The following is a 26,879-nucleotide window of genomic DNA, read 5'->3' as shown; positions in this document are numbered from 1 at the left end:
TAGACATCGCCGTTGCACTTTAGCGCAAAGCGTAGTTGCAAAATCCGAGCGTCATCCGATAGTTTTCAGGGTTTTTGGGCATCGGGATGCCCATTTAGCCTAGTTGCATTCGCCGTCGGGCGTGCAGCTTGGCCCTTCCAATACCGACATGGCAAAGGCAGGATTGGCAACACGCCATTCTGAAAAGGATTTTTCCAGCACTTGCAGGAAAGCCTCGGGCTCCTGTGCTCCGGAAATCGCATACTTTCGGTCAAAGACAAAAAATGGCACACCCCGTACACCAAATTGCTGTGCCAAGGCCAAGTCGCCTTCAATTGCTTCGTCGAATTGACCTTTTCGCAGCATTTCCTTGACCTCGGCAGGATCCAAGCCGATTGATGCCCCCAATTGTGCCAAGACTTCGGCATCGGCCATGTTTTTGCCGTCGGTGAAGTAGGCCTTGAACAATGCCTCCTCTGCAGCATCGCCCAAATTGGCATGCTGCGCATTGTTGCCGGTGGCCTTGGCCATCTGAATCAGGCGGTGCGCATCCCAAGAATTGGCAACGACAGATTTTTCAAATTGGTAATCCAATCCGACAGCGGCCGCCATTTGCGTCACCTGTGCGGAAACCTGTTTGGCCCATTCGACGGATTGTCCTTTGCGCTCGGCCAAGTATTGGTACACGTTTTTGTCTGGCGCATTGACGATGTCCGGATCCAATTGGAAGCTTCTCCAGACGACTTGTATTTCAGCGCTTTGCGGAAATTGCGCCAATGCCAATTCAAACTTCCGTTTGCCGATATAGCAAAACGGGCACATGATATCAGACCAGATTTCGACTTTCATTGGGCAAAGTTAGGGGAGAATGAGACAAGTCGGTAGGCGTTCCTTCGGCTCACTGATACTCAGGCTTGTCGGCCATGAATTTTTTGAGACCGCCCATCGCGGTGCCACGCACTTTGTTTTTGACCAGCGGTGTCCAACCGAGCAGGGTTCCCGTTGCGCCGAGCGCCATGCGTGTCCATTTGTAGAATTTGAAGCTGTCTTTGTGTACGAAAATCTTGCCGTCTTTGAATTCAAATTTGGCATCAATCACGTTGTGCACTTTACGACCTGTTCCGCTGAACGTATAGGTCGCCTCCCAATGCGCAGATCCTTGGTGGTCATCGGCTTGTACGTCACTGAAGATCACTTTGAGGTCTTTGCCATTGGTGCAGAGAAAGTGCCACATGGCGCGGGCCTCCTTGCCGTTTTTCAGCGTAAATACGGGATCTTGAAATGTTGCCGAATCATGGTAGCATTCGCCCATTTGCCGGTAATTTTTTTCTTGGAAACCTTCGTAAAAGCGCTGAATGAGAATTGCGTTGGGGTGCATATTTTGAAATTGATTTTGGATCCAAGCTACGCGAAAATTGCTTTCGCCGTGCGGAATAAGTACTTGCTGCCAGTCGCCGCAGGTGCGCAAAAGCAGGGCTTTCGTGGCATCCGGCGTTGCATACAAGCGGTTGCCCAAAAGAGTATCGCCAAAACAGGAAGCAATTCTCGGCGAATCGTCTTCATTCGGACTCGTGCGCACCACACCGCGTACATGCGTGGGAATGTTGTCCGGGCGCGCGGGTAGCGTGTCTTCCAGCCGCCAAATCAACGTTGCATGGGATACCAATTCGCCACGGCGGTTGAGCTGATAGCAGCCGATGCGGTCGGCATCTTCCATGCATTCGGCGGCAGGATTGTACAAAAAAAGCTGGGCTCCCTCGTCGGAATGGTTGATTGCGAGGATGTTGCCAGCTTCGTCGAGCACTTTCTGAAAGCTGATGCCATTGTAAATGAAAGCTGCGGTTTGCGGAGCACCTTTGCAGGGACCATGGTAGACCAAATCGTTCAGTCGGTCGCCATTCAAATCGACAAGGTGAAAGTTTGCTTTTTCAAAACTTTCGCAGTCATACTTCGGAAGCTGAATTCCAGATAGCCCGCTGCTGTCATTTTGGAGAATGGTTTTTGTCGGCGAAGTTGCCATTCTCAGCAACACATCGAGCATCAATCGGTCAGAGGTCAGATTCGCCTGCGACAGCGTTGAACTCCAGATACAAAACGCCGCAAAACCAACGATCACTGCCTTCATACCCTTGCCAACCGTCGTTTTTGCCGCGAATCTCGGAGGCGGAAACCTGACCTTATTGAATGTCGATCAAGTGCACATCAAAGACCAGCACCGAGTTTTTGGGAATCGATCCGACCTCATTGTTGCCATAGCCCAACGCCGATGGAATGATCAGTGTGCCGGCGCCGCCTTCCTTGAATTTTGGAATACCTTCCTGCCAACCTTCGATCACGCCGGTCAGCGGAAATGTTGCTCCTGAATCGGAGCTTTCATCAAAAACTCCCCCATCGGTAAAGTAACCAGAGTAGGCAACCGTGACCGTGCTCGAAAGATCAGGATAGGAGCCGGTTCCCAAAGAATCGATGATCCAATGCAAGCCAGAAGCCGAGGACTCGGCAGTCAGGAAATTGGAAGCCAAATAATCGGCAATGATTTGCGCATCCAAATCGGCTTGCTCCTTGGGGTCAAATTTTTTGCAACCGACAAATGCGATCAACAAAACCAACGATAACAGGGAAATACGGAGTTTCATGCTCAAATATACGCGGATGCGCGGATTCTGGAAACGACAAATTCGTAGGGAATTCCACGCAAACAAAAACCCGCAGACAGCAAACGCCACCTGCGGGTTTTTCAGCTAAAGGAGTGGTTATTGAAGCACTACTTTTTTGACCGTCACTTGTCCGCCTACTTCGAATTTGACGAAATAAACGCCCTTGCTTTGGTCTTGCAGGTTGATCTGCTCAGAGAATCTACCCGCCGTCTGTCCAAAATCGTGGTGATAAACGGCTTTGCCGTGCAAGTCGGTGATGGTCACATTCACGGGCGCATCGCCCGTGAGGGTGGTTTCCAACTTGAATTGGCCGCGGTTTGGATTTGGGAACAACCGCAATTGATTGTCCATTGCCGTTCCGATGCTCACCAAGCAGTTGATGTCAACTTGAATTGTGGTGGTATCGGTGCCGCAGTCATTGATCGAAACCAAGGTCACGGTGTAACTGCCATTGCCAGCTGCGGTGTAATCGTGGCTTGGGGTACTTTGCGTCGAGGTACCGCCGTCGCCAAAGTCCCAAGTCACGGCATTGCCGGTAGAGCCGTTGATGAACTGTATGATCGGACAGTTGGTCGTGTCGGCACTGCCAACTGCGACCGGCAAAGCGCCTTGCGTCACAAGAACGCTGTCACCACCCACGCATCCGTTGTTGTCGATGCACTGCACCCAATAGCCTGCAATGGTAGTCACGCAAATCGACGAAGTCGTTGCGCCCGTGCTCCAGATATAGGTATGATTCGGGCCGCAGTTGGATGCGAAGCAGATTGTATCGCCGAGGCAAAGTGTGGTGTCTGCCCCCAGGCTCGGAGTCGGAATCGCGACAACGGTAGTGGTAACTGTATCCGACGAAACGCAACCTAATGCATCTTCAGCGGTCACGGTCCAGTCGCCAGCCGTGGAAACGCAAATGGTGTTGGTGGTGGCGCCGGTGCTCCATTGAATATTGGAGTAAAGGTTCGGATTCAAGGTGAAGCAGTTCGTATCTCCTTGGCAAACCGTTTGATCTGCGCCAAGATTGACAGTAGGCGTTGGTGACAAGGATACTACAATGGTATCAGAGGCTGACAATCCCAACGTATCGGTGTATTCCAAGATGTAGGTTCCAGCCGTTGAAACCGCCAATGTTGGTGTGGTTGCACCACCGGTCCATGCAAATGTGCCACCTGTAAGGCCTGGATTGAGCGTCACACCAGCGCAAACCGCGGTATCGGGACCCAAATCGACGGTAGGAGGATCAGCCACGACAAAGTCGTCAAAGGCAAATCCATCATCCACCACCGAGGCATCGGTTGCAAAGTGCATTCTGAAACGCACGTTTGCTTGCCCGGCCAAAGCGGCGATTTCGTGTTTGGCCAAAACATAGCCTCCAGAACCATTGGTGCTTGATGCACGACCAGACCAACCGTTTCCAGTTCCGCCGTTGCTGCTCAAGCCGTTGACGGAGTTGTCGGTGTACCAGTTAAATGGATCTCCAAATGTGCCAATTTCAGTCCAGCTTGTACCACCATTTGTAGAGGCCTCAAGGACTGCACCATCCCAGGAGAATTCGGCATTCCACCAAATTTTGGCCATGACCCAAGGACTTGACAATGTAGTCAAGTCAAAGCAGGGGCTTTCAACCCAGTTATTGGCATTGTCCTGATAGGGGTTTGTGCCTAGGCCACCCGTAACCCAAGCCTTTGTGCCGGAGGCTGCGCCGATGATGGTGGTTTTGGCAGGGGTGCCATGTGCCCAGTCATTGCCTGAAGTACCACCGCTTACCCAGCCGCCTGTTCCAGCTTCAAACGTTTCTTTGTAAGGGAAGGTGCTGACGACGGGGAAGCTTTGCACGATGGTATTTACCGTGTCATTGCGACGATTGTAATCGGCGGCCCAATTGGTATAGCCTTGGAGGGTATAGGCCAATGGAGCGGCCATGTTGACCGTCGTCGCAAAAGTATGGGTATAGGTTGCGCCTGGCGCAATTGGGCCTGCAGCTACTTCGCAGTTTGCCGCACCGCCTTGGAATTTGTAGCAGACAGGAACATTGCTGATTGTATGTGATCCGAAATTCCTGATGGAAACGGAAACCGCTTGGGTAGAACTCAATTGGCATCCGTTGGTTGGGGCAACAAATGCCACGACTCCCGCATTTTTGAGCGTGTCGACCAATTTGACATCGTCGATGCCGACTCCTTCCAGACTTGTAAATGCATCCGACGTGAAGGCAAATCGGAAGCGAACGCTGCTGAATCCTGCTGAGCCAGTCAATTGGTGGTCAGCAGATTGCCAAACCCCAGAAGCGCCAGAAGTTCCTGACCAATAGTCACCAAATTGCTGGTTGTACCAATTGTTTCCGCTGCCAAAAGTTCCGACTTTGGTCCAAGTCGCTCCTGCATTCGTGCTGACCTCCACTACGTCAAAGTCAGAAAAACCATCCGTCTCAAAAATGTGCGAAAATGCAAGGTAAGGACTGTTTGTCAGCGAAGTGAAGTTGAAGCATGGGGAGGTCAAGTAGGAAGTCTCATCGATATTGTGCGGACCGGTAAGGTTGGTGACCCAAGCCTTGGTGGGCGATGCTGCTGCAGGAATGAAGATGCCCGAAGGGACTCCCCAAGCCCAAGAACTGCTGACGCCGCTGGCAGTCCAGCCACCGTTGGTAACGTCAAAGTTTTCGCTGTAGGGCAGCGAACCGATGACAGGAATGTTGTCGACGATGTGGTTATTGACAGTGTCATTCGCATGCAAGAGATCGCCAGCAGCAGTGACATAAGCCTTGAAGTTGTATTGTCCAGGCGCAGAAAGGTTGGCTGGCACTGAAAATGTATGCAGCACCGAGTCACAAACCGGAATCACTGTAGCGACTGTTTGGCAAACAGGTGCATTCAGTCCGATGCGGTAGCAAACGGTGAATCCGTTGATGGTCTGACCACCGACATTGGCGATTCTGACACTCACTGTTTCATTGGAAGTCATGCCGCAGGCAGAAACAGGCGAAACGAAGCGCAAGAGCCTTGCATCGGTCGTCGTAGGTTGCGTGATCACAATGTTGTAATCTTCCACTTCGCCAAAACTCAACGTGGGGTTACAAATGTCCAGTTGTGTCAATTGCGTATTGGAATATTGACACATCACGCGCAGTCTTGTAGGGCCTGTGAGCGCAAAACATGGAACAGTAATCGTATTGCTTACGGTTCCGCCGCCCAAGGAATAGCCAATGTCAAAAAACTCACCGGCGTCGGCAAAGTCATTGTCATGGTTCAAGTCGATCATAGCCACAAAATACTGCCCCCAAGTAGGGCCGGGAGCGCAGGTGATTGTGTAGGGTTGATTCGCTACAACATTGGCGGTATACAGGCCACTGTAGTTGGTGTAGTTGCTCGCGCCTGGCGTGCCGCAACCACTGCCGAGTTGGTTGATCCCTGCAAAAGTCACCTGGTTGATATAATCATCACTGGTGCACTGATTGCCATAAACAGGCAAGCAGTATTGGGCTTGCACCAATTGGAAGCCAACCAATGCGAAGACACCGAAAGCAAGACTTACAAAGAGTGATTTGGTGTTGAATTTCATTCTCATACTCTGATTAATAGCTGAATAGACAGTTCAAGCGAACTGCCCGCAAGTTAATCATTCTCACGAAAATAAGCCTCAACAAAAGTATGTTCGCTTAGTGACGCACCATGAACTTCTGTTTCCAATCCATGTTGTTTCCCTTCAAATGGGCAAAATAAACTCCATCAGGCCATGCTTTTACCTCAATATGGATTTTTTGCGCATTGCCTTCTTGCACCGTAAAAGTTTCGATTATGCGGCCTGACAAGTCGAAAATCGTCAGTTTCAAGTCCTCTTGGATGTTTTCCAGTCCATCAAGGAAAAGCCAGTCATTGGCAGGAATCGGATAGGCATTGGGGCCCGATGTTGCATCGTTTTCAATTCCCGTGCAAACTTCAACCAAGACCGTAACAGAGGTATCGTCGACGCACAATCCATCACTGACCTCAAGATTCACGACAAAAGTACCTCCCGCCATGTAGACCGTGGTCGGATTTTGGTTCACGCTGAGGTTGCCATTGCCAAAGTCCCACAACCAACTCGTAGGATTACCCGTGGAAAAATCCTGGAATGGAAACGGTACGCCGCGACAAATGGTCGTGGCAAGCATGTCAATTCCAGCAGAAAGGTCCGAAAATGCCAATTGGATCGTATCTGACCGCATACAACCCGCTGCACTTGTGGCAGTGACCGAATAGGTCCCGCTTGCGGTCGCGGTCAGTTGCTGCGATGTGGAACCATCTGACCAGAGGTAGCCTTGCGCGCCAGCGCCTGCAAGGAGCGTGGCACTGTTTGCGATGCAGAAGCTGCTGTCGTTGCCCAAGTCCCAAGTGCGTGGCCCTTCGACGGTCACATGGATGACGTCTTGCGTGGGGAATCCATATTGGTCAAACATCGTGGCAGTATAATTTCCAGTTGTATCGACACTGACGAACTGTGTGGAATCTCCAGTGCTCCAAACCCATGCCGATCCATTGCCGCCATCCAGGGTAACCGAATCACAGACCGTTGTATCTGGGCCAAGATAAAGAACAGGTTGCCTTGCGACGGTGAGGTTGTCAAAGGCAAATCCATCATCCACCACCGATCCGTCACTTCCAAATGCTACCCGCAACAACACTGCCGGTTCGCCAGCCAAGTTGGCCAAACTGTGCACGGAACGTACATATCCGCCGCTGCCGTTGTTGCTGCTGTTTCTTCCTGACCAACCTTGGTTGGTTCCTCCAGGCAATCCGTCAATGGAATTGTCTGTGTACCAATTGTAGGGGTCCCCAAACTGCCCGACATTTTGCCAAGTCTGCCCACTGTCAATGCTGGTTTGCAGGTTGGCCCCATCCCAGCTGAATTCTGCGTTCCACCACGCGTCCAAGCCAATCCAAGGTCCGGGCGTATTGCTGAAGTCCAAGCAAGGGCCTTCGACTTGATTGCGTTCGTTGTTTCCATGATCTCCTGCGCCTAATCCGCCTGTCACCCACGCTTTTTGACCCGAAGAGGCGCCTTGAATCACCGTTTTGGCCGGTGTGCCCCAAGCCCAACTTGGCAGTATTCCCGTAACAAACCATCCACCCGTATTGGTCTCGAAATCTTCTGTGTAGGGAAATGCCGAAACGCTGATGTGGTTTTTGGTTGTGGTGCCGACGATGCTGTCATTGGTGAGAATGGCATCTCCAGCAAGTGAAGTCCAGACATCAATCACGTACACACCCGCAGCGGAAAGATTGGCCGGCGTCGTAAATGTGTAATTGAAAGTTGCGCCGGGAGCAATCGTGGAAGCATAGGTTTCATTGACCGTTGCGCCCCCGTTGATGCGGTACCTGACTGGCAGTGAGGTAATCGGTTGCGTTCCGTCGTTGATGCCGGTGATGGTGATCGCTTCATTGGCGGAATAAGCGCATTGACTTGTGGGAATCGCCACGGTCGTGAGGTGTGCATCATTCGCGGGAGGCGCATAAATCTCGACATTGTCCACAGCCCACCACCATGCCCAGACGTTGTTGTCTTCGTAGCGGAAGCGCACTTTCATTGCTGCGTTGCGGTAGGCGGTAAGGTTGTAGGTCGCATGGTTGGGGGCATTCCAAGCGCCAGTGTTGGCACTGAGGGTGTTCAGTACGATCCACGAAGTGCCATTCCAAACCTCGACATAACCGCGATCGGTGCTGTAGACATGGTAATACTGGTCAAATTCGAGGAAAATCGTCGAATAGGCATTCCCATTGAACGTCGGCGTGATCAATTGTTCGCTCAACAAAGGGTGGGGATTGTTACCAGCAGCATCGCTGTTGACGAATGCGAATTGCGTTCCATTCAACGTATTCCCATTGTAGCCGTTCGTGGTCCCAAACCATGTATCGACGGGGCCTCCGCCATTGACGATGGTCCATGTTCCGGGAATTCCGGAATTAAACGCTTCGTTTACAATAGTTTGCGAAAATGAATTCAGCGAAATCAGCAATAGCGCTAAAGCCAGAAAGTAAAGTTTTCTCATACCAATTATTCGATCCGAGGCTCAAGATAGGAAATTCTCAGGAGTCGGCCGAATCGGTAGAAAGCAGCTCGTCGAGATAGTCAAATGCGCGCCGCAGTTCCGGGATCACGATCGATCCGCCGATAACGGTGGCGATTTCGAAGGTTTCGACGATCTCTGCTTCGTTTGCCCCTGCCTTGAGGGCTTCTTCAATATGGTATTTGACGCAGCTGTCGCAGCGCATCGCCAACGAAACGCAAAGCCCCATGAGCTCCTTGGTCTTCTTGTCCAACACGCCTTCGTCTTGGTAAGTGAGCGTATCGAGACTCCAAAGACGCTTGAAAACCTTGGAATCGCTGCCCAAAATCCGGGCATTCATGCGGCTGCGGTAGGAGTGGAATTCTTCTTGGAGACTCATGGGATTGTGATCAAAAATGGCAATTCCTTGATAATAATTAATTTACCAGACCTTTGATTAACCTACAAAACCTCCTCCAACTCCTTCAATTCCTCCCTGAAGCTACCGCTCAAAATCGGGAACCTGCACCACGTCTTCGGATCCAGGTTCTCGTCGTCGAGGTGGAAACTTGGCGCATAGCGCTCGCGTTTCCATTGATTTCTGGCCCAGAGGCTGTAGAATTTCTTGATGTAGCGCTTGAGCGAAGCGTCGTCGCAAATGCCGCGCAGGGTATGGAACACCTCGACCGGGCTTTTGTAGTCCCGGATACCCGCTTTTTCGATTTTGTCGAGGATGGGGTAGGGCATGAGGTCGCCTTCGTCGGTTTGGGCATTTTCTGCCGGACGCAACTCCGCCGTCGGCGCGAGTTTGTTCACGTATTGCAGGCCCTCGATGCCTTGCGTTTGCTGTGCCCAGATGAGCCATCCGCGCAAAAATGCTTTGTCGATGCCGCCCAACGGCGCCAATCCGCCGGAGGTGTCGCCGTCCATGGTGGCGTAGCCGACCGCGGCCTCGCTGCGGTTGCTTGTCGTCAACAACAAGGCATTGTTGATGTTGGCGAGCATCCATACGCCCGGCGAACGTAGACGTGCTTGGATGTTTTGCAAGGTGATATCGTCCGTTTTCCAGTCCAATGGCCGGCCAATGCTGCCCTCTGCGAGCGTCGTGTATTCGTCGTACAGCTTCTGGACATTCCACATATAAAAGGTGGCGCCGAGGCTTTTTGCAAGTTCGCGGGCGCTCGTTTCCGTCGCCTCGCCACTGTTGTCGGTCTCCTGATAGACTGTCGTGAGCAACCGCGAATTCATCGTGTCCAAGTCGCCCAAATCCATGTAAGACAGTCGCTTGCGGAAGACCTCGTCTCCCAGTTCCTTGCGCGCCATTTTGAGCGCCTCCGAGACCATCGCCACGCAACAGCTGCTGTCGGCTCCTCCGGAAAGCGAAACCACAAAACCGCGGCTATAGCTTTTGCGCATGTAGTCAAACAGCCCCAAGGCCAAGGCTTTGTGAAATTCTTCCTCCTTGCTCATATGCGACAAAGTCACCACCGCATCGGAGTAGCCGCTTTCGACAGACGGAATTTCGCTGATCCCGTGGATGAGGTTGTCGGGATAAATCGGCTCGAAATTGAAGGATTTTTTCTTTTGGCGGCGAATGGATTGCACATCCAACACGGCACTCACCACTTGGTGGGTTTTGAACGAAAACCGTTGGTTGTTGGCGAGAATATTGCCGCCTTGGGCGATCAAGATTTCGCCGTCATAGATGATGCGGCCGGCTTCGTTGCCGAGCAGGTTGCTGTAGACGTAAGCGCAGTAAAAGCCGCGGGTGGTCTCTGCAACCAGCTTTTCGCGGACCTTGCTTTTGCCGAATGCAAAGTGCGAAGCACTGGGATTCAGGATGATATCGACATTGTGCAAGTAGTGATCCTGCGCGGGTCGCACGCCATTCCAAGCATCTTCGCAAATTTCAAAACCGATTCGAATGCCGTCGATTTCAAAAATGATGTCGCCAAATGGGTATTCCTCGCCATCCATTTCGAAGCCGAGGACCAAATTGTCGGGCCAACGTTTGAACCAACGTGGTTCGTAATGCACACCATCGCCCGCAAGTTCCTGTTTGGCTGCGAAACCAAGGATTTCGCGGTTTTGGATCAAAGCCGAGACATTGTAAAGGCAGTTTTCCAGTTCCATCGGCAAGCCGACAGAGACAATGATGTTTTCGCATTCGGCGGCGATGCGGCGCAGGCCGTCGAGGCAGCGCTCCAAAACATAACTGCTGAAAAAGGTATCCTCACAGCCGTAGCCACAAATGGCCAATTCCGGAAGGCAAAGCAACGAAACCTCTTGGTTGCGGGCCTCCTTGACGGCAGCGATCAGGTTTTGAAGGTTGTTTTCCCAGTCGAGGGGAGTTTGGTTCACGGCAGCGCCGGCGACACGGATATTCTTCATTTTTACCCTTGTTTTGGTTCAAAGATAAGTTTTTTCTTGGCGAATGGATGTTGCAATTGCCAGAGCGGGACAAGGTTGTTACAGCTATTCCTTTGATGGTGTAATGTGCTCATCATCAGTCCGCAACTGATATCCGATCATCCAAAATCCCCATACAACGAGGAAGCTGCTGCTCAAAAGGTCGTTAAAGCAGCCATGAACTACCCAGGTCAACAGGCCCAGCATCACCCCGGCCTTCACCGTAAATCCCTGCTCTACGTTCAATATTCTACGAATGGCAAGCACCCCGGTGGCAAATAGCATTCCTATGAATGCAAAAAATCCCACAAATCCCGTTTCTGCAAGCAGGTTAAGGCTATCGGAATGCGCTCCAAATCGCCAGCCAAACCAGTAGCTGATGCGTTCCATTTCTTCGGGACTCCGCAGAAAATTTTTGAATGTCGAGGGATAACATCCAGGGCCTTGGCCCAGGATAGGTTGATCGATTGCCATTCGCCAGGCACATTCCCAACGCATGAGTCGTTCGCGGTTGCTGAAGTCGTTTTTCAATTCCCCGATCGACTTCAGTTGTCCGATGGCATCGCGCGATACATAGGTTGTTGCCGCAAGGGTTGTGCGAAACGTGAAATAGGTAACGCAGATAAGTATTGCACCGATGATCCAGCCAATTCGGAGCATTTTCTTGGACATCAAAAACACCGGAAAGATGAGGCCAACCGCGATGAGACTTAGCCATGCACCACGGGAACGAAAAACGGCCACGGCTACGATGAACAATAAAACCATTCCCCAGGCCGACCAACCCGTCCATTTTCGACGATCAGACCAACCGATGGCGCCAAGCCCTGGCAAGAGTAAAGCAGCGGCAGCGGAAAGGAGATTCGTGTCTTGAAAAAACGGGGACGAACCAACCTTGTTGAATGTACTGAACCTCACAAGGCTATAGACCAGGATGGCGGATAGGGCGATTGCGCCAAACAGGATGTGTTTTTTACAAAACAACGTATCGACTCTCAAACCCATTGCCAATCCTGCCATCGATAGGCCAAAGAGATTCAGCATGTAAGGAATTGAAATTGAGGGATGTGGACTGAAGGGGGCAACGACCATGCCCCAGATCAAACAGAGCAAAGCAAATCCCAATGCGGTTTTTCCCGTTCCACTTAGCGATGGAACATTGAACTTCATTTCAAGGATCAAAATGCATCCCAACAACCCAAACACCAGCGTTGCAACGATTGCATTTTGCATGGGTAAACACGCCAAAATTGCCATTGCAAACACGGACAAATAGGATAACCCGACGCGAAGGCGTGTATTTTTCACACTCAAATATGCCGTTTTTCTCCTAGACAGCTGCTTTTTCGACTGGATGTTCGATGCCCATTCCTCCAAAAAGCACCTCTTGCACGTTTGCACGCACGCGACCTGCCATGCCGTCGGTGTCCAGGTCATTGTAATCGTGTCCAAATGGATCTTCAATTTCCTCGGCGAGCAATTCGATACCCGTCAACACGTAGGTCGTAAACATCACCATGGGGATCGAATAATAGTGCAATGTATGGATCGTGCTCAGTGGCATCGAAAGGAGGTAGATGAAGATGACCTTTTTGATGTAAATGCTATAGGAAATCGGAATGGGCGTTTTTTGAATGCGTTCGCAGCCGCCGCAGACGTCGATCATGGCCACGACATCGTCGTTGAGGACGCGGTATTGCTCGCCTTGGATCACCCCGTCGCGCAACAATGCGGTGATGCGTTGCTGCAAATGGGCTGCGATAAGATTGGGAATATGGCGCACTTTGTCGATTTCATCGGCATAGGACATGTCATCGAGGTGCAGTTCTTCGGTGATAACCCCGTCACGGAGGTGCTCCTTCAGCGCAAAATAGAAGTTGGGGATAGTCTTCGCAAAAAACTGTCGGGCTTCTCGGTCCTCTACCGGCAAAATCGCATTGAGTTTCAAGGCCAGATTCCGCGAATGATTGGTCAATGCGCCCATCAATCGTCGACCCTCCCACCAGCGGTCATAAGCGGTATTCGTGCGGAAAACGAGTACCAAGCCCAGCACGATCCCCACAAAGGTATGCACGTTGATCCCTTCAGGCACATGGGCTTCGATGATATCCTCCATGAGCCAGATAAAAACACCCGTAGCAATCCCGATCCCGATAAGGTTGGGAAGCATGTTTTTCATCAACTGGGACTTGCTCCCAGCGAAAATGAGCGTGAACCAATTTTTGGGGTTGTACGGGATCATTTTGGACCTGAAAAATTTCGTCCGAAGATAAGAAGCCTTTTCCTATTTGACGCATATCAGGTGGTTGCAATCCCTGAATTGCGTTTTCTGGGGGTAAATTGTGAATAAGAAAAGTTGGGAAGCGGGGCGGATGCGTTCTAAATTGTGTTCGGAATTGGTGTGTCCCCCTCTGTTGTTTTTTGGATTGGATTCAAGGTTGAATCGGTTTTTGAGCTTTTAAAGCAATGATGAAATTATATCCTGAAATCGGGAAAATCGCATTGGCAGTATGCTGCATGGGGATGTTATTTCAAAATAATCTTCTGAATGCCCAAGCCAATGCTGCCGGGCCAATTTGCGGGAAGTCTTTTGTTTCAGAGGCAGGACCGGGAATGTTCTGGTCTGAGGCTTCGAATGCCCGCTGCGACGACAACGAAGACCGCACCTACGCCGCGCCATTGACCAAGGGGCAGTTTACGCAAACACTCAAAATCAGCAACTTCGGATTTGCCTTGCCTGCCGATGCGCGCGTCGAGGGGATTGAGGTGGTCATCATTCGCAAAGGTGATGTCGCAGAGGGGATTGTAGACAAATCCGTGCGGCTCATGCGGGCAGGCGTGGCTACAGGCGCAGACCTGCATGCACCCGACCTTTGGGATGACAATTGGACTGCTGCCTACTACGGTGACGAAATCGCGGATTGGGACCAACCTTGGACGATCAAGGAGGTGAATGCCCCCGGATTTGGCGTTGCCATTTCTGTGATGGGGGGCGGCGTCATTGCCCGGCCTCAAATCGACGAAGTTTTGGTCACCGTTCACTTCAGCTACGGCGCCGAAAGCGGTCGCACCCACAAGGCGAGCTCCAGCGCTTCCCGCAATACCTGCAATGGCTGGGGCAGTTGACCGGTCCGTCTTCCTCGAGCGCTCAACTTCTTATTCTGAAATTCGATCTAACTTTGTCGCATGAGCGAGGTTTGTCCCGATGGTAATGCGATTTTTGCACCCGAATTGGATTTTGATGCCCTTTCGCAGCTGATTTGGGAATATCAACTCCGCGAAAATCCTGTCATTCGGCGCTACTGCGAATTGTTGGGAGAATCTGAAATGCAGTTTATTCCGATTCGCTTTTTCAAAGATTTTGAACTGCGAAGCGGAGACGAATGGGAACCTCAGGCCATTTTCCGAAGCAGTGGGACCACGGGAGAGGCCACATCAAGGCACTTTGTCCGTGATTTGGCATTGTATGACCGTGCGGCATTGGCCGGTTTCAGGCAATTTTATGGTGAAAGGGAATGGGCGATTTTCGCTTTGCTTCCCAATTATCTCGAGCGCGGCGATAGCTCGCTCGTGCACATGGTCAAGGAATGGATCACAGCCTTCGGACTCCCCGGCAGCGGCTTTTACCTGTACAATTTTGAGGCGCTTCGACAAGGATTGGCGGAGGCGGCTGAAAGCGGAGAACGAATTCTTTTGATCGGCGTCAGCTTTGCCTTACTCGATTTCGCTGAAAGTCATGGCTTTGCTTTGCCACCCGATACCGTTGTGATGGAAACCGGTGGCATGAAAGGAAGAGGCAAGGAAATGACGCGCAGCGAATTGCATCGCCTGCTCGCCGACGCGTTTTCTTTGGAAAAAATTCATTCGGAATACGGCATGACCGAATTGCTGAGCCAAGCCTATTCCACGGGAAATCAACGTTTTCAATGCCCACCTTGGATGCGGATCGTTATCACCGATCCTTACAATCCTACCAAAAAGCTCCCCTTCAACGAGGTCGGGCGCATCAACGTGATTGATCTCGCCAATCTCCATTCCTGTGCTTTCATCGCCACCGACGACTGTGGTCTCGTACATCCTGACGGAAGTTTTGAAGTGCTGGGTCGCCTCGAAAATGCCGAGTTGCGTGGCTGCAACTTGATGTACTTGGCCTGATCGAGAAGGGCTTGCGATCGAAAGCAAAGTGCGAAAGCGAAGGTGGCGCTACCGTAAGAAAAGCCCTAATGCGAAGGGGGCGCTACCCAAAACAAAGTGTGAGCGCCCCCTTCGCTAAATTCCCGAACTCGCGCTTTCGCTCACTCTGAAACGCCTTCTGGGTTAGCTTTCTCCCCAATGATCGGAAGGCGCTTAAACGGCTTGGTGCGGTCAAACAAGTACCGCAACGTATGGTAAATCTTGTAGTCGCGGCCGCCGATGCCGTAGCCGACGTTCAGCATCTTCGGATTAAAATCCCCGATCCAGATCATTTCCATGTGGTTCCAGTGGTTCATCGGCTGCAAAACCTCGCGCGCATGGTTGATCAATCCGCCATCGACGCCCTTGCCTTGATGCTCTTTGACAATGCCGAAAACGATGCCGTAGCATTTCGTAATCTTCCGCATTTTGATGCGCCAAAGCGTCCGCAACTTCTCGATCAACCCGAATTTTCCGTTGAAGTCCTTGAAAACCTGATTCATGTCGGGAATCATGATGAAAAAGGCGATGGGCTCGTCTTTGTAGTACCCAAAAATCGCCAGTTCTTCGGCGAGGATCGGCTTGAGCTTTTTCATGATGGATGCGCTTTGCTCCTTGCGCATGGGCTTGAAGCCGGCGTGCCCCGTCCAGGCACCGTTCAAAATCGCGCGGAAGTCTTCTGCAAACTTGGCGATTTCCTTCTTTTTCAGCGTCGTAAAGCGGTAATTGGGATCCCTTGCGACCATGTCAGCCTTTTCCTTGAACCGTTCCTGCATCGGTTCCAAAACCGGACGGTACAAAACATGCTGTTTGAAGTACGTTTGGAAACCGTAGTTCTCAAAAAGCGGGATGTAGTATTCCGGCTGATAATTCATCTGATAGACAGGCTCATAGCGACCTTCGTAGAGCAAACCCCACCACGCCTCGCGTTCGCCGAAGTTGATCGGGCCGTCCATGGCTTCCATGCCGTTTGCCGTGAGCCACTCCTTGCATTTGTCAAAGAGGAGATTGGCTGTTGCCTGATCGTCAATGCATTCAAAGAAGCCCATACCGCCCGTGGGCTGCTCTTCGGTGTTTGCGGTCCTTTCATTGATGAACGCAGCAACACGGCCTACTGTTTCGCCCTTGTCATTTTGCAAAATCCAGCGGATTGCCTTTCCATGACGCCAAAATTTATTGGTTTTGGGATCGAATACCGCTTCAATATCTTTGTCCAAAGGCCTGATCCACAGGGGATCATCCTTGTAGATGCGGACTGCGAGCATTAAAAACTCACGAATCAAGGCCTTGTCGCCCAGCTTGACTTCCAAAAATTTCATCAGCCTACCTTATAATGTGCGCCAAAAATAGGCCATTGGGAGGAGCTTGCAAAACATGGAATCGGAACGACGGATTCAGTCCTTCGCAAAATGCCGCGGGGAAACCCCAAACTGCTTTTTGAATGCCGTGCTAAAATGCTGCAACGACGAAAAACCCAATTCGAAGGCGATTTCAGAGGCCGTTTGTTGTCCTTTTTCAAGCGCAGTTTTTGCGAGCGCGAGCCGCGTTTTGGCCAAGAACCCAAAAACGGTATCCCCAAACATTTCCTTGAAGCCCCTCTTCAATTTGAATTCGTTGATGCCTGCGATACGCGCCAAATCGGGGAGGGAAGGAGGGAGGGCCATCGATTTCAGCAGGTATTCTTTGGCGAATAGAAGACGTTCGCGGTCGTAGTCCTTCTTGACAAAGCGTTGAATGGTAGTGTTTTGTGATTCACTGCATTCAGTTTGATGTGCCAGCAGTTCAAGCACTTTTGCCCGTAGAAAAAGCCGCGAGGATCTCGAATTTCCGGTCGAATTCAAGATGCTCTGCAAACAGGATTGGATCGACAAATCAAGAAATGCAGAGCGCGACAACAATGTTGAGGCCTGATTTTGGTCGATGGCGGCAGTGAATTCGCCCCAAGACGGAGTAGCTTCCAAAGCATATTCCAAAAAGCACGCCTTCGAAAATTCAATGCACCAAAACCCGACCTCCAATTCCTCCGACCACACTTGCACCGGTTCATTCGCCGAATAGAAACAATTCTGCATCGCTGTTTTCAGGCAACGACCTTCTGCATTTCCGCCGAATTCCACACGAATGCCACCTTTTTGAACGAAAAGCATCGTCACAGTTTGTTGGGACAGTTTCAAAAGAGTGCTGTCGATGTCCACAAGTCGGCCTTCATAGTACGTGATGCGAATGTCGCTGAGCTGCCACATTCGCCGTTGTAGGCATCCCGCCTCCAAGATGATGTCTTCCAATTTGAAAAAGGACGAAATGGGAGCGGTTTTACCCTCCGATAGCAGCGAATTCTGAAGTTCGGAATCCTTGGAAGGTGATTTCGGCATTTCACATATTGATCCTGTAAATATAAAGTATTATCCGTTTGATATAATAATGGTTGCCTTCAACTCCCGCTATCTTTGTCCTATCGAATTCGTGCAACAATTCGACAATGAGATGCGCACCTTTTGAAACGATTGTACACACAATTCAAAGCAGGATAAGAATGGTTTCATTTAAAAAACTGAGACAAATGGTACAAGTACAAGGCAATGGAACGATGGTTTCCAAAACGTTTCAAGTGAGTTCCTTTTTGCGGTTGCATGTCGCTGTGAAGGGCCTGACGGAGTTGATTCAGTCCGATGAGGAGAAAGTGGAGGTGGAGATGGACGAAAATCTCGCAGAATATTTCAGCGCGGTCAACAGCGGGAGTACGTTGTTTGTGACCACGGAAGGGGTTTTGCGCACTCCAGTTTTTACCCGGGCGGTCGTGCGGATCTATTTGCGGCAACTCGATCATTTGGTCGTGCGCTGCGAAGGTGGAGACGTGGTTTGTCCGCAATTGATTCACATTCAGTCACCTTTGGATATCAAAGTCCAAACCGAAGGCAATACCGAGCTGAATTTTCAAACGCCGCAGCTCAAAGTCCTCTTGCAAGCCGAGGGTAATGTGACGTTGAAAGGCAGGAGCGGGCTCGTCGATATCAAAAACCAAAGCGAAGGCCATCTTTTTGCCAAGGACTTGCTGGCAAAGGAATTGACGCTCAAGAATCAGGCGCAAGGCAATGTGGAAGTCTTTGCCGAGGAGAAGATTTCGATCAGTCATTCCGGTCAAGGTTTTGTTCACTACTACGGTCCCGCGCAACTGATGTACATTCAACAGCATGGCGACGGCGAAGTCAAGCATTGTAAGGATTGATGTCTGAAGCAAGCACGAAGCCTTCCTGAATCGGGAAGGCTTTTTGCGTTAGCCTTTACAGGCAACCCGACTTGCAAAACCAACCCATTCCCCCGAATTTCGCAGTATGGATCGCTTGCCCTTTCCCACAAGTCTTTGCCACCGCTGCCGCCACCTGCGCACGACCAACAACGCGCGCGGCAGTGTTTTTATGATGTGTGAGAAGGCCAAGGAGGACACGCGGTTTACGAAGTACCCGCCGCAGCCGGTCGGCCGGTGTGCTGGTATGGAGATCCTTATTGCAACTTGAGTTGTATAGCAGTGATGATTTGATTGATACGGGAAGTGGGATTTGATGCGGAAATTCCTTCAATCAAGCAGAGTTCGTGGAGTTGGGAATGCGCAAATTTGGCTTGGTCCTTTTCCCTGAAATCATCGAACACCTTTTTGAAGCAATCAAACAGAATTTTGCCCTGCAGGCCTGCAAGCTCATCCCGTTGGATGAATTCCTGCAGTTGCGTCTCTGGCATTGAGTAGCCTCTTGCACTCAAAAAACTTGGCTCAAAGTCAGGCTTTTGTTTTGGTATCACCAATGGATTGAGGATGCTATGTTTTGCATATTCTGGCGCCATTCCTTGAGTTCGTAGTCCAATTTCAAACCCAAACCAATTGCAGACATTCTGAAGGAGTATTTGTAGGAATTGGAACTCGCCAGGATCAAGTAATTCATCCAAGCGCTCCTTTCCATCGAAATACAAATCATTCTCGATGCTGTAGCCGAAGGTGAAGATCACATCGGAGAACTTGGCCGGTACACCATCGAAATACCATAAATCCCTGTCGGCGAAAAATGCAATACGACTACTAACATTCGGACGGAATTGCTCAAAAACGGCGAGCAAGTGACTCCGCGAACCGCAAGGGAAAAAAGTGAATTCCGCTAGGCCGAGGCGGCTTTGTATCCTCCGAAAAATCAATGCATCGGTCTTGCCTTCAATCAGTACTGTGGGAAGAGAAGACTTAGCCATTTCTGCACTAATTTCGGCGGCAGTTTGTTGCGGTACGGGCATCTCAGTTTCCTCCTTTGTCTGAGTCTAAGAAAATGTCTTTATCAGGATACAATGCGTAAATCATGGGGGAATGCGTAGCCATAAAATATTGATTCCCATTAGGAATGTCAAGCAACATCGGCACCAACAGCCGCTGCCAATCTACGCTGAGGCTGAGCTCGGGTTCGTCGATAAAGATGATCGTGTTCTTGCAAATCGAACAATAGGCAAGAAGACTGAGCATTTGCTTTTCGCCAGAGCTGAGATGCTCAGAATGAATGGCCTCCAAATTGTCGCCCAGGGTGAGATTCCCCGAAACCTGAACGCCTTTGCCCTTGAACAGAATCGCAATCATCTCTGAGAGCTTAGTGAGCGGCTTCATCAATTCGGCCACCTTGGCATTCGTTTCTTCCTGCTTGGACCTGATGGCTTGAAGAATTGCTCTTTCATCGCCCTCGACATTAACAGTCAATTGCAAAACGAAGTCACTTTGCTCCTTTTCAAGTTTTTGTGTCTGATTTGCAATGTTCGCCTGTATCGAAGCAATGATAAATTCGATGTCAATCGTCGAAGAATAATTCACAAATACATGGAATTCCCGAGGCCCGTTACTTGCTGCGCGGATCATATTTGCCAAATTCTCATCTGCAAGCGGATTCTGACCTACTGGTTGCGGGACGCTGAGAAATTCGTAGCCTCCTTCATTCCTGCGGAAAGTTGGGAAATAAAGTGAGCATCTTGCTGATTCAAGGTATTGACTTACTCGCCCTGGGAGAATCTGTTGGACATCCCCGATTGAATATCCGATGTTTTTGGCATTTTTCGAAAGATCAGCTCTTGCAACAAATTTACGCTCGCTAAGAAGGTTGTGTCCAAATAATCGAAGTTCCTTTTCTTTCGTCCCTTGAAAAAGTGTTCCTTCGGTCACTTCCAATAATAAGTTCTCGACGCTTGGGTACATGGCTACATCTCCAATTCTCCCGCTCAGCATCCCCCACATCAATTTCATCAACGTCGTCTTACCAGATCCATTCCTCCCTGTCAATAGATTCAAATCCTCATTGAAATGAAGATCAAAATCAAATCGATCATATAATTTCTCAACGACGAGTCGCTTGATCATGCCAATTTCATTTTCACCAAAGATAGCAATTTTGCCTGCTTCCTCGTACTCCCACTCACACTCTAAATCACCCCTCTCGCCTTCAACTCCAAATACTTATTCAAAGTATTCACCGTCAAATTCTCCGGCGCGGTCAAAATCGATTGGATCCCATGCAGGTTCAGCTCCCGCACGATCTGCCGCTTCTCAAAGGCGAATTTTTCGGCGACGGTTTTGAGATAGACTTCTTCGGTCGTATTGGCAGGGGCGAGGATGAGTTCCTGCAATTCGGTGTTTTCAAAAAAGATGACCACGAGCAAATGGTCTTTGTTCAGTCGACGCAGGTAGGGAAGCTGCCGGTGCATCGCCGATAGGCTGTCGAAGTTGGTGAAAATCAGCATCAACGAACGGTGATTGATCTGCCGCCGGATGTTGGTGTACAACAATTCGAAGTCGCTTTCCAGGTACCGCGTTTTTTGGTTGTAGAGAATCTCCGTAATGGCCTGCATCTGCGTTGCATTGCGTTTGGCCTTGAGCACCACGCCCATTTCCTCGGCGAATGTGATCAAACCCGCCCTGTCCTGCTTGTAAATCGCGATGTTGCTCATCACCAAGGTGGCGTTGATCGCATAATCCAGCAGGCTAAGGCCTTTGAAGGGCATTTTCATCATCCGGCCCTTGTCGATCATGCAATAAATGGGCTGCGATTTTTCCTCGGTGTATTGGTTCACCATGTACCGCCCCGAACGGGCTGTCGCTTTCCAATTCAGGGTCCGGAGGTCGTCGCCCACCACATAATCGCGGATTTGCTCAAACTCCATGCTATGTCCGAGTTTGCGAATGCGCTTCACACCGATGTCTTGCAAACGGTTGCTCATCGCCATGATTTCGTATTGGCGCATTTGCATGTAGCTCGGGTACACCGGCAAGGTTTTGCCCTGCTCGAAGACAAAGCGTCGACTCACCAAGCCGAGCGGCGTTTTGGCATAGACCTTCACCGCCCCAAATTCATATTCGCCACGTTTGGTCGGGCGAATGGTGTATTTGAGCTCCTGTAACGCCCCTGAACTCACCTGTGCTAGGAAGCTTGTGTCCCGCTTCTGGAACTGAAAGGGCAATTCGTCGAAGATTTCCGTTTTGATCGTGAAGTTGTAATAGTTCTCGAGTTCCAGGGTAATCTCGTTTTCGTCGCCGTTGCTGAGTTTTTCGGGGGTATTCCGGCGCGCAACGATGCCTTTTTGCACGCGGTACAGCACCGCGAGATCGACCAAAAATGCCGTCACGGTCAAGCCCAAGGCGCCGATCGCAAAGATGAATGCCGGTGGCAAAAAGTAGGCATTGATGAACAATTCGACATTGATTGCCAATGCGAGAAACAGCCTGGGGCTCAGGTAGAGGCTTTGGAAAAATTTCTTCACTACCTCGGCACCTCGATTTTTTGGATGATATCGCGGATGATGTCCGCAGGCTTCAGGCCTTCCATCTCGCGCTCAGGCGTGAGGATCACGCGGTGTTGCATCACGGGCAATGTCACTTCGCGGATGTCTTCAGGGGTAATGAAATCACGTCCCCGGATGGCCGCCATGGCTTTGGAAGTATTCAGAATCGCGATCGACGCACGTGGGGAGGCACCCAAAAACAGGGATTTGTTTTGGCGGGTGTCATTGACCAAGCGGGCGATGTAATTGATCAGTTTTTCCTCGACATGGATTTCGCGGACTTTGGCGCGGTAGGCAGCGACTTTGTCGGCGCTCATGACCGGCGTGATCATGGACACCGGATCGGCAAATTGGCGCGTATGGTGCCCTCGAATGATCGATTCCTCTTCATGGAGGCTCGGATAGTCGATCGTGACCTTGAAGATGAAACGGTCGAGCTGTGCTTCCGGTAAGCGGTAAGTGCCTTCGTGTTCTACGGGGTTTTGGGTTGCCAAGCACGATAAACGGTGGCGCAAGCTTGTAGGTCGTGCCATCCATCGTGACTTGACGCTCTTCCATGGCCTCAAACAAGGCGGCTTGCGTCTTGGCAGGGGCACGGTTGATTTCGTCGATCAGCACGATGTTGCTGAAAATCGGCCCGCGGCGGAATTCGAAGTCACTGGTCTTTTGGTTGAAGATCGAGGTGCCCAAAACGTCGCTCGGCATCAAGTCAGGCGTGAATTGGATACGTGAGAAATCAACGCTGAATGTGCGGGCGAGTAGCTTGGCGGTCAGCGTCTTGGCTACACCCGGGACACCCTCAATCAAGACGTGCCCATCGGCAAGCAATGCCACGATCAGCAATTCGAGGACTTTTTCTTGGCCGACAATGACCTTGCCGACTTCTTCTTTCATGCGTGCCACGCCATCGCGCAACTCGGTCAGGTCGAGCCTGCTCTTTTGAAACATTTCAGGTGTATCCATGCGAACGTCTATCTTTCCTTGGGTTGTAGAATTGAAATGAATGAATTTTATTTCGATTTGGCGTAGAAGTCGTCAATCCAGCGTGAAAGCTGCAACAATGCTTCTTCGTCGACATCTTTTGCCTTGTGAATGCGCTCAATTTGCGTGAACAATTGCTCGATTTCCATGCGGTGAACACCTGACTTTGCAGTGAGCTTCTCACGGAAATCAGAGCCGAGGTCGTTGGTAGGAAGGCTCCAACGGTTGCGAATGTACTCAAACAAAAACTTGATTTTCTTTTCGCTGATGTCTTTGTGGTCGCCGTGTGCAAAGTAGAGCATGCCGACCGTCTTGGTGAACTCCAAAGTCGTATTGTTGAGCGGCTCGATCACCGGAATGATGCGTTGCTTGCGTTTGCTTTCGAAGACCATGAACAGCAACACGCCCACCAAGGCCAGAATCCAGGCCCAACGCAGCGAAGGTTGCTCCAACAAATGGCCGACGGGTGAATCCGTTTTGACCTTTCCCGGCTTGAAATATTCGTCCCAAATCACATCTTGCACCGGCAAAAAGGACAAGGCCTTGCTGATGTACTGATTGTTGACGGGATCGACCATGAAGTAATTCGTAAACATGAGCGGCACCGAATGCAGGTAGAAGCTGCCTTCGCCCATGTCAATGCGGATGAACATGCTCCGTTCGGTTTTGTTGGTGCTCAACACCTCGTCGCCACCCGTGTAAAAGCTGTTGTAGACAACATTGTCCAAGAGCGGAAAGTGCTTCTGGTCAGGATCATAGTCCTCCGAGAAGCTGAGATAGTCGTCCTTGGCCGGGTCGTTGTTCAGATCGTCAAAAATCGACCAGAATTGCTCCAGATTTCCAACGGAAAGCGAATCCGCCAGGGAACCCTCAAAGATATTCGCAGCAATGAAAACGTCATTTCCCCGCCGCACAAAGTCAAGCAAGGCGCGGGCTTCAAATTGGTCCGTTTTGAATTCTTCCTGAATGATGATGTAGTTGGCGCGCTCTTTTTCGAAGAGCTTCAAGACCTTGGTTGGACTTTCTTCAACGGTTTTGATTTCGACATCGGGGAAAAGGTCCGGCAGCCGCTGATAAACCAATTCGCTGCCAAAAGGCGTAGCCTTGTCCTGCTGATAAGACGGGGTCCAGTTCGTGGCTTGCGGACCAAGCACCTCGAGCAGGATATAGCCGACAAACAAAACGGCCAATACGATATAGGGAGCTTTAGACCGCATGTGGTTGGCGCATTGATTGTTCAAACTGAATGAAAGAAGCGCGGGCGAGGTTGAAGTCGTCTTTGTTGACGGGGAATTCGCCGTACCAGATGTACTCGAAAATCAAGGTCACGTCGCTGAAACCCGGCCGCAAACGCTTGTCGGTCAACTCACGCAGGTAGTCATGGTTGGTTTTCTCAGGTTTCCAATGGATGAGCCCTTGATCGGTGAGCTGCCGCAAGGTGCGCAAGTAAAGCAAGCGCACCGCTACGCGGTACCGTCCCGCATCGACCGCCTGTTGGAGCAGGTCTTCAAATTCCATCTTGGTGATGTCCTCTTCCACCGGAATTTCAGTTTCCTTGACCACTTTGGCTTTGTCCGATTTTTTCTTGAGGAGACCTTTGAAGTTGATTTTCAGCAATTGAAACAGGACAAAAATCGCTGCACCAATGATGAGGACCCAAAATACACCTTTTAATGCACCCGAAAAGTCAGTCCTTGGGCTGTCGCGGTAGACCGGTTGTGTGTCTACATATTTGCGTTTTTCCCGAGGCTTCGCTTTCCTTTTAGGCGGCTCAGGCTTGTCGCGGTGGTATTGATATTTGGCATTCTCGCGGTATTCCTTGAGTTTGTCCTGGTCAAAACCACGCTCCTGATAGTCGTTATGAGGCGGTGGAACTGCCACAAATGCCTTCGTGCTTGGCGTGATGCCCAATAGCAGTACCGCCAAGCCCAAAATGCGAAGCATGTGTTTAGTACTGTTCATCGCCGAGCTGATAAGTTGGGGTTTTCTTCTTTTCCGTTCCAATCGCACGGATCCTTTCCATGATCGTTGCCTTGCTTGACGTTTCCCGAATCGAGTAATACATCAAGGCCATCGCCACCGTCGGGATCGTGTAGAGAATGAAACCGAGAATGGTATTGAAGGTTTTCAAGGCCAATACGACAATCGTCCAAGGACTGTCCAAATCGATGGTCGTCGTCGTGAGTTCCAACGCATTTTCCAAAATCCCGACCGGAACCGCCATCAAAGCCGTGAAAATCAGGTAAATCGTCAAGAAAAGCAGGTTGTTCAGGAAAGGCGACCAGAAAAATTTGGTCATGATATTCGAAGACTTCCCGATGGCCTTGAAGATCCCGAAGTTGTGCTGAATGATCAACAATTCGACACACATAAATAAGGTGAAGAATGCGAGTCCGGGCAAAACGAGGATGAGGCTCGTAAAGAAGATGATCGGGGCGATCACAAGTTTGGCGGCCAATACAGGCAGATATTTCCGCTTGGCAACAGACACGACATCCTCGAATGTCACCTTGCCCGTCTCACTGTGATAGTAGCGGTCAACGATGAGGAATGTTGTGGTACTCACCGGAATCATCGCCATCATCGAGAAAAAGATCGAGACAGCGCTGTTGGTGAAGTCGTCACGGAACGCAATCGAATCTTCAAACGGGCCCGAATCGATCGTATGGAGCAAGGAAAAATGATCCCTGAAAAGCAGCAGGAAAATCCCTGCCGTCACGAGGATGACGGGCAATGAAAAAAGGAAGTGAACCTTGAGGATCACTGCAAGATTCAGCCGAATAAAGGCGAAGGTGTCGCCGACTACCTCGCCGAAGCTGCGCTTGCGCAGCAGCTCAATTCTTTCCGTAGCTGGGCTCATTGCTTGCTAATTGCGGCTCGTCGGCATGTGCAGCATGCAGTTGGAGCGGGTAAATGATGAAATAATAGACGATAAAGGCCAAGGATCCGAAGATGATTGCCAGGCTCACGATCGCCGGCATGTCGGTATGACGCGTCACGAAACCCTCCAGGAATCCGGCCATGATGAAAACCGGCACCAAGCCCATGACAATCTTCACCCCGCGCATCGCGCCCATTTTGAGTGATTCGATCCGTGAGTACGTTCGAGGGAAGAGAATGCTATGCCCCACTTCAAACCCTGCCGCACCTGCGATCACGATTGCTGACAATTCGAGCGTTCCGTGAATGAACACGGTCAAAATCGTTTCCTTGACCAAGCCATATTGAAACAGGAAGGAGAAAAATGCCCCCACCATGATGCCGTTTCGGAAGAGGATGAAGGCTGTGCCGGCCGAGAGTACCAATCCGGCGATGAAGGCAAAAAAGCTGACCTTGATGTTGTTGATGGTAATGGCAAGGAACATGTCTATTTCGCCAGCCTCGGCATAGATGCCCAAGGGCCGTCCGTTTTCTATGTTTTCAATGGTGTGGTCCACGTAATCGTCGCCCATGATGAGGCGGGCGAAGTTGATGTCATAGTTGGTGCTGACGGCGCCGATCAAGACGGCGACCATAAAAATCACAAAGGCATACAGCAGCTTGTGGCGGCTCTGAAACATAATTCCAGGCAGTTCAGTGCGCCAGAAATTCAGAAATGCATTGGACTTGACCTTTTTGTTGCGAACGATGGCCTGGTGAAGCTGCCCGGCGAGGCCGTTGAGGTACTGCGTTGTCGTGCTTTGAGGGTAGTGCGTACGCGCGTAGGCGAGGTCATCCGTCACCTCGATGAAGAGTTCGGCGATTTTGTCAGGCGGCACCATACCCTTCTTGGCGCGAACGAGCATCTCGAACTCTTTCCACTTTTTTTCGTTTTGTTTGAGGAACGTGGTTTCTCTCATTATCTTCGCTTACGGATTTTACCGCCTGAA

21 protein-coding genes and 1 pseudogene are annotated in these 26,879 nt (G+C 50.7%); 3 read left to right on the top strand and 19 right to left on the bottom strand.

The annotated features are described in order from the left end of the window. Positions 1-99 precede the first annotated feature (99 nt). From IPN95_20825 to IPN95_20785, 9 genes are all read right to left on the bottom strand, one after another. Complete coding sequence (locus IPN95_20825; protein MBK9451813.1) at positions 100-828, bottom strand: DsbA family oxidoreductase; 729 nt, start codon at positions 826-828, stop codon at positions 100-102. Positions 829-877: 49 nt separating this feature from the next. Further along, positions 878-1,357 (bottom strand): nuclear transport factor 2 family protein, encoded by a 480-nt coding sequence (locus IPN95_20820; protein ID MBK9451812.1) that lies wholly within the window; start codon positions 1,355-1,357, stop codon positions 878-880. Positions 1,358-2,156: 799 nt separating this feature from the next. Further along, the gene (locus tag IPN95_20815) at positions 2,157-2,615 is read right to left on the bottom strand and encodes an FKBP-type peptidyl-prolyl cis-trans isomerase (GenBank protein MBK9451811.1); all 459 of its coding nucleotides are present in this window, start codon (positions 2,613-2,615) and stop codon (positions 2,157-2,159) included. Between the two features lie 117 nt (positions 2,616-2,732). Further along, positions 2,733-6,194, bottom strand: coding sequence for a T9SS type A sorting domain-containing protein (locus tag IPN95_20810; GenBank protein ID MBK9451810.1), 3,462 nt, complete (start codon positions 6,192-6,194; stop codon positions 2,733-2,735). A 91-nt stretch (positions 6,195-6,285) separates the two neighbouring features. Further along, complete coding sequence (locus IPN95_20805) at positions 6,286-8,655, bottom strand: T9SS type A sorting domain-containing protein (GenBank protein ID MBK9451809.1); 2,370 nt, start codon at positions 8,653-8,655, stop codon at positions 6,286-6,288. A 37-nt stretch (positions 8,656-8,692) separates the two neighbouring features. Then, positions 8,693-9,052 carry a carboxymuconolactone decarboxylase family protein gene (locus IPN95_20800; GenBank protein ID MBK9451808.1) on the bottom strand — a complete coding sequence of 120 codons (360 nt, stop codon included), beginning with the start codon at positions 9,050-9,052 and terminating at the stop codon, positions 8,693-8,695. A 62-nt stretch (positions 9,053-9,114) separates the two neighbouring features. Continuing rightward, a complete protein-coding gene (gene nadE / locus IPN95_20795) occupies positions 9,115-11,043 on the bottom strand; it encodes an NAD(+) synthase (protein MBK9451807.1) in 1,929 nt (642 codons plus the stop codon). Positions 11,044-11,127: 84 nt separating this feature from the next. Continuing rightward, positions 11,128-12,294, bottom strand: coding sequence for an O-antigen ligase family protein (locus tag IPN95_20790; protein MBK9451806.1), 1,167 nt, complete (start codon positions 12,292-12,294; stop codon positions 11,128-11,130). Between the two features lie 97 nt (positions 12,295-12,391). Continuing rightward, complete coding sequence (locus IPN95_20785) at positions 12,392-13,303, bottom strand: bestrophin family protein (protein MBK9451805.1); 912 nt, start codon at positions 13,301-13,303, stop codon at positions 12,392-12,394. A gap of 224 nt (positions 13,304-13,527) precedes the next feature. Here IPN95_20785 and IPN95_20780 point away from each other — a divergent pair, with 224 nt between their 5' ends. Beyond that, on the top strand, positions 13,528-14,187 hold the full coding sequence (locus IPN95_20780) for a hypothetical protein (protein MBK9451804.1): 660 nt from the start codon (positions 13,528-13,530) through the stop codon (positions 14,185-14,187). A gap of 60 nt (positions 14,188-14,247) precedes the next feature. Further along, the gene (locus tag IPN95_20775; protein ID MBK9451803.1) at positions 14,248-15,216 is read left to right on the top strand and encodes an acyl transferase; all 969 of its coding nucleotides are present in this window, start codon (positions 14,248-14,250) and stop codon (positions 15,214-15,216) included. A 140-nt stretch (positions 15,217-15,356) separates the two neighbouring features. Here the strand turns inward: IPN95_20775 and IPN95_20770 are convergent, their stop codons facing one another. Next, positions 15,357-16,553, bottom strand: coding sequence for a hypothetical protein (locus tag IPN95_20770; GenBank protein MBK9451802.1), 1,197 nt, complete (start codon positions 16,551-16,553; stop codon positions 15,357-15,359). Between the two features lie 75 nt (positions 16,554-16,628). Next, on the bottom strand, positions 16,629-17,606 hold the full coding sequence (locus IPN95_20765; GenBank protein ID MBK9451801.1) for a helix-turn-helix transcriptional regulator: 978 nt from the start codon (positions 17,604-17,606) through the stop codon (positions 16,629-16,631). A 188-nt stretch (positions 17,607-17,794) separates the two neighbouring features. Here IPN95_20765 and IPN95_20760 point away from each other — a divergent pair, with 188 nt between their 5' ends. Next, positions 17,795-18,460, top strand: a complete 666-nt coding sequence (locus tag IPN95_20760) for a DUF2807 domain-containing protein (protein ID MBK9451800.1) — start codon at positions 17,795-17,797, stop codon at positions 18,458-18,460. 275 nt (positions 18,461-18,735) lie between these two features. Here IPN95_20760 and IPN95_20755 read toward each other — a convergent pair whose 3' ends face one another. The 8 genes and pseudogenes from IPN95_20755 to IPN95_20720 form a co-directional block, all read right to left on the bottom strand. Beyond that, a complete protein-coding gene (locus tag IPN95_20755; GenBank protein ID MBK9451799.1) occupies positions 18,736-19,467 on the bottom strand; it encodes a hypothetical protein in 732 nt (243 codons plus the stop codon). Between the two features lie 43 nt (positions 19,468-19,510). After that, positions 19,511-20,611: an AAA family ATPase gene (locus IPN95_20750; GenBank protein MBK9451798.1), complete on the bottom strand. Its 1,101-nt coding sequence runs from the start codon at positions 20,609-20,611 to the stop codon at positions 19,511-19,513. A gap of 62 nt (positions 20,612-20,673) precedes the next feature. Then, positions 20,674-22,008: a DUF58 domain-containing protein gene (locus IPN95_20745; protein ID MBK9451797.1), complete on the bottom strand. Its 1,335-nt coding sequence runs from the start codon at positions 22,006-22,008 to the stop codon at positions 20,674-20,676. Next, positions 22,008-22,977: pseudogene (locus IPN95_20740) on the bottom strand (MoxR family ATPase). The gene IPN95_20745 and the pseudogene IPN95_20740 overlap by 1 nt, the downstream one beginning before the upstream one ends. A 62-nt stretch (positions 22,978-23,039) precedes the next feature. Beyond that, positions 23,040-24,227, bottom strand: coding sequence for a DUF4350 domain-containing protein (locus tag IPN95_20735; protein ID MBK9451796.1), 1,188 nt, complete (start codon positions 24,225-24,227; stop codon positions 23,040-23,042). Further along, the gene (locus tag IPN95_20730) at positions 24,217-24,972 is read right to left on the bottom strand and encodes a DUF4129 domain-containing protein (GenBank protein MBK9451795.1); all 756 of its coding nucleotides are present in this window, start codon (positions 24,970-24,972) and stop codon (positions 24,217-24,219) included. The genes IPN95_20735 and IPN95_20730 overlap by 11 nt, the downstream gene beginning before the upstream one ends. After that, positions 24,959-25,870, bottom strand: a complete 912-nt coding sequence (locus tag IPN95_20725) for a hypothetical protein (protein MBK9451794.1) — start codon at positions 25,868-25,870, stop codon at positions 24,959-24,961. The genes IPN95_20730 and IPN95_20725 overlap by 14 nt, the downstream gene beginning before the upstream one ends. Next, positions 25,845-26,849, bottom strand: a complete 1,005-nt coding sequence (locus IPN95_20720; GenBank protein MBK9451793.1) for a stage II sporulation protein M — start codon at positions 26,847-26,849, stop codon at positions 25,845-25,847. The genes IPN95_20725 and IPN95_20720 overlap by 26 nt, the downstream gene beginning before the upstream one ends. Positions 26,850-26,879 lie beyond the last annotated feature (30 nt).

The sequence above is a fragment of the Bacteroidota bacterium genome (assembly GCA_016718825.1).
Lineage (GTDB): Bacteria > Bacteroidota > Bacteroidia > J057 > JADKCL01 > JADKCL01.
The sequence above is the reverse complement of the archived record's forward strand: the minus strand, read 5'-3'. Positions and strand labels throughout refer to the sequence as shown.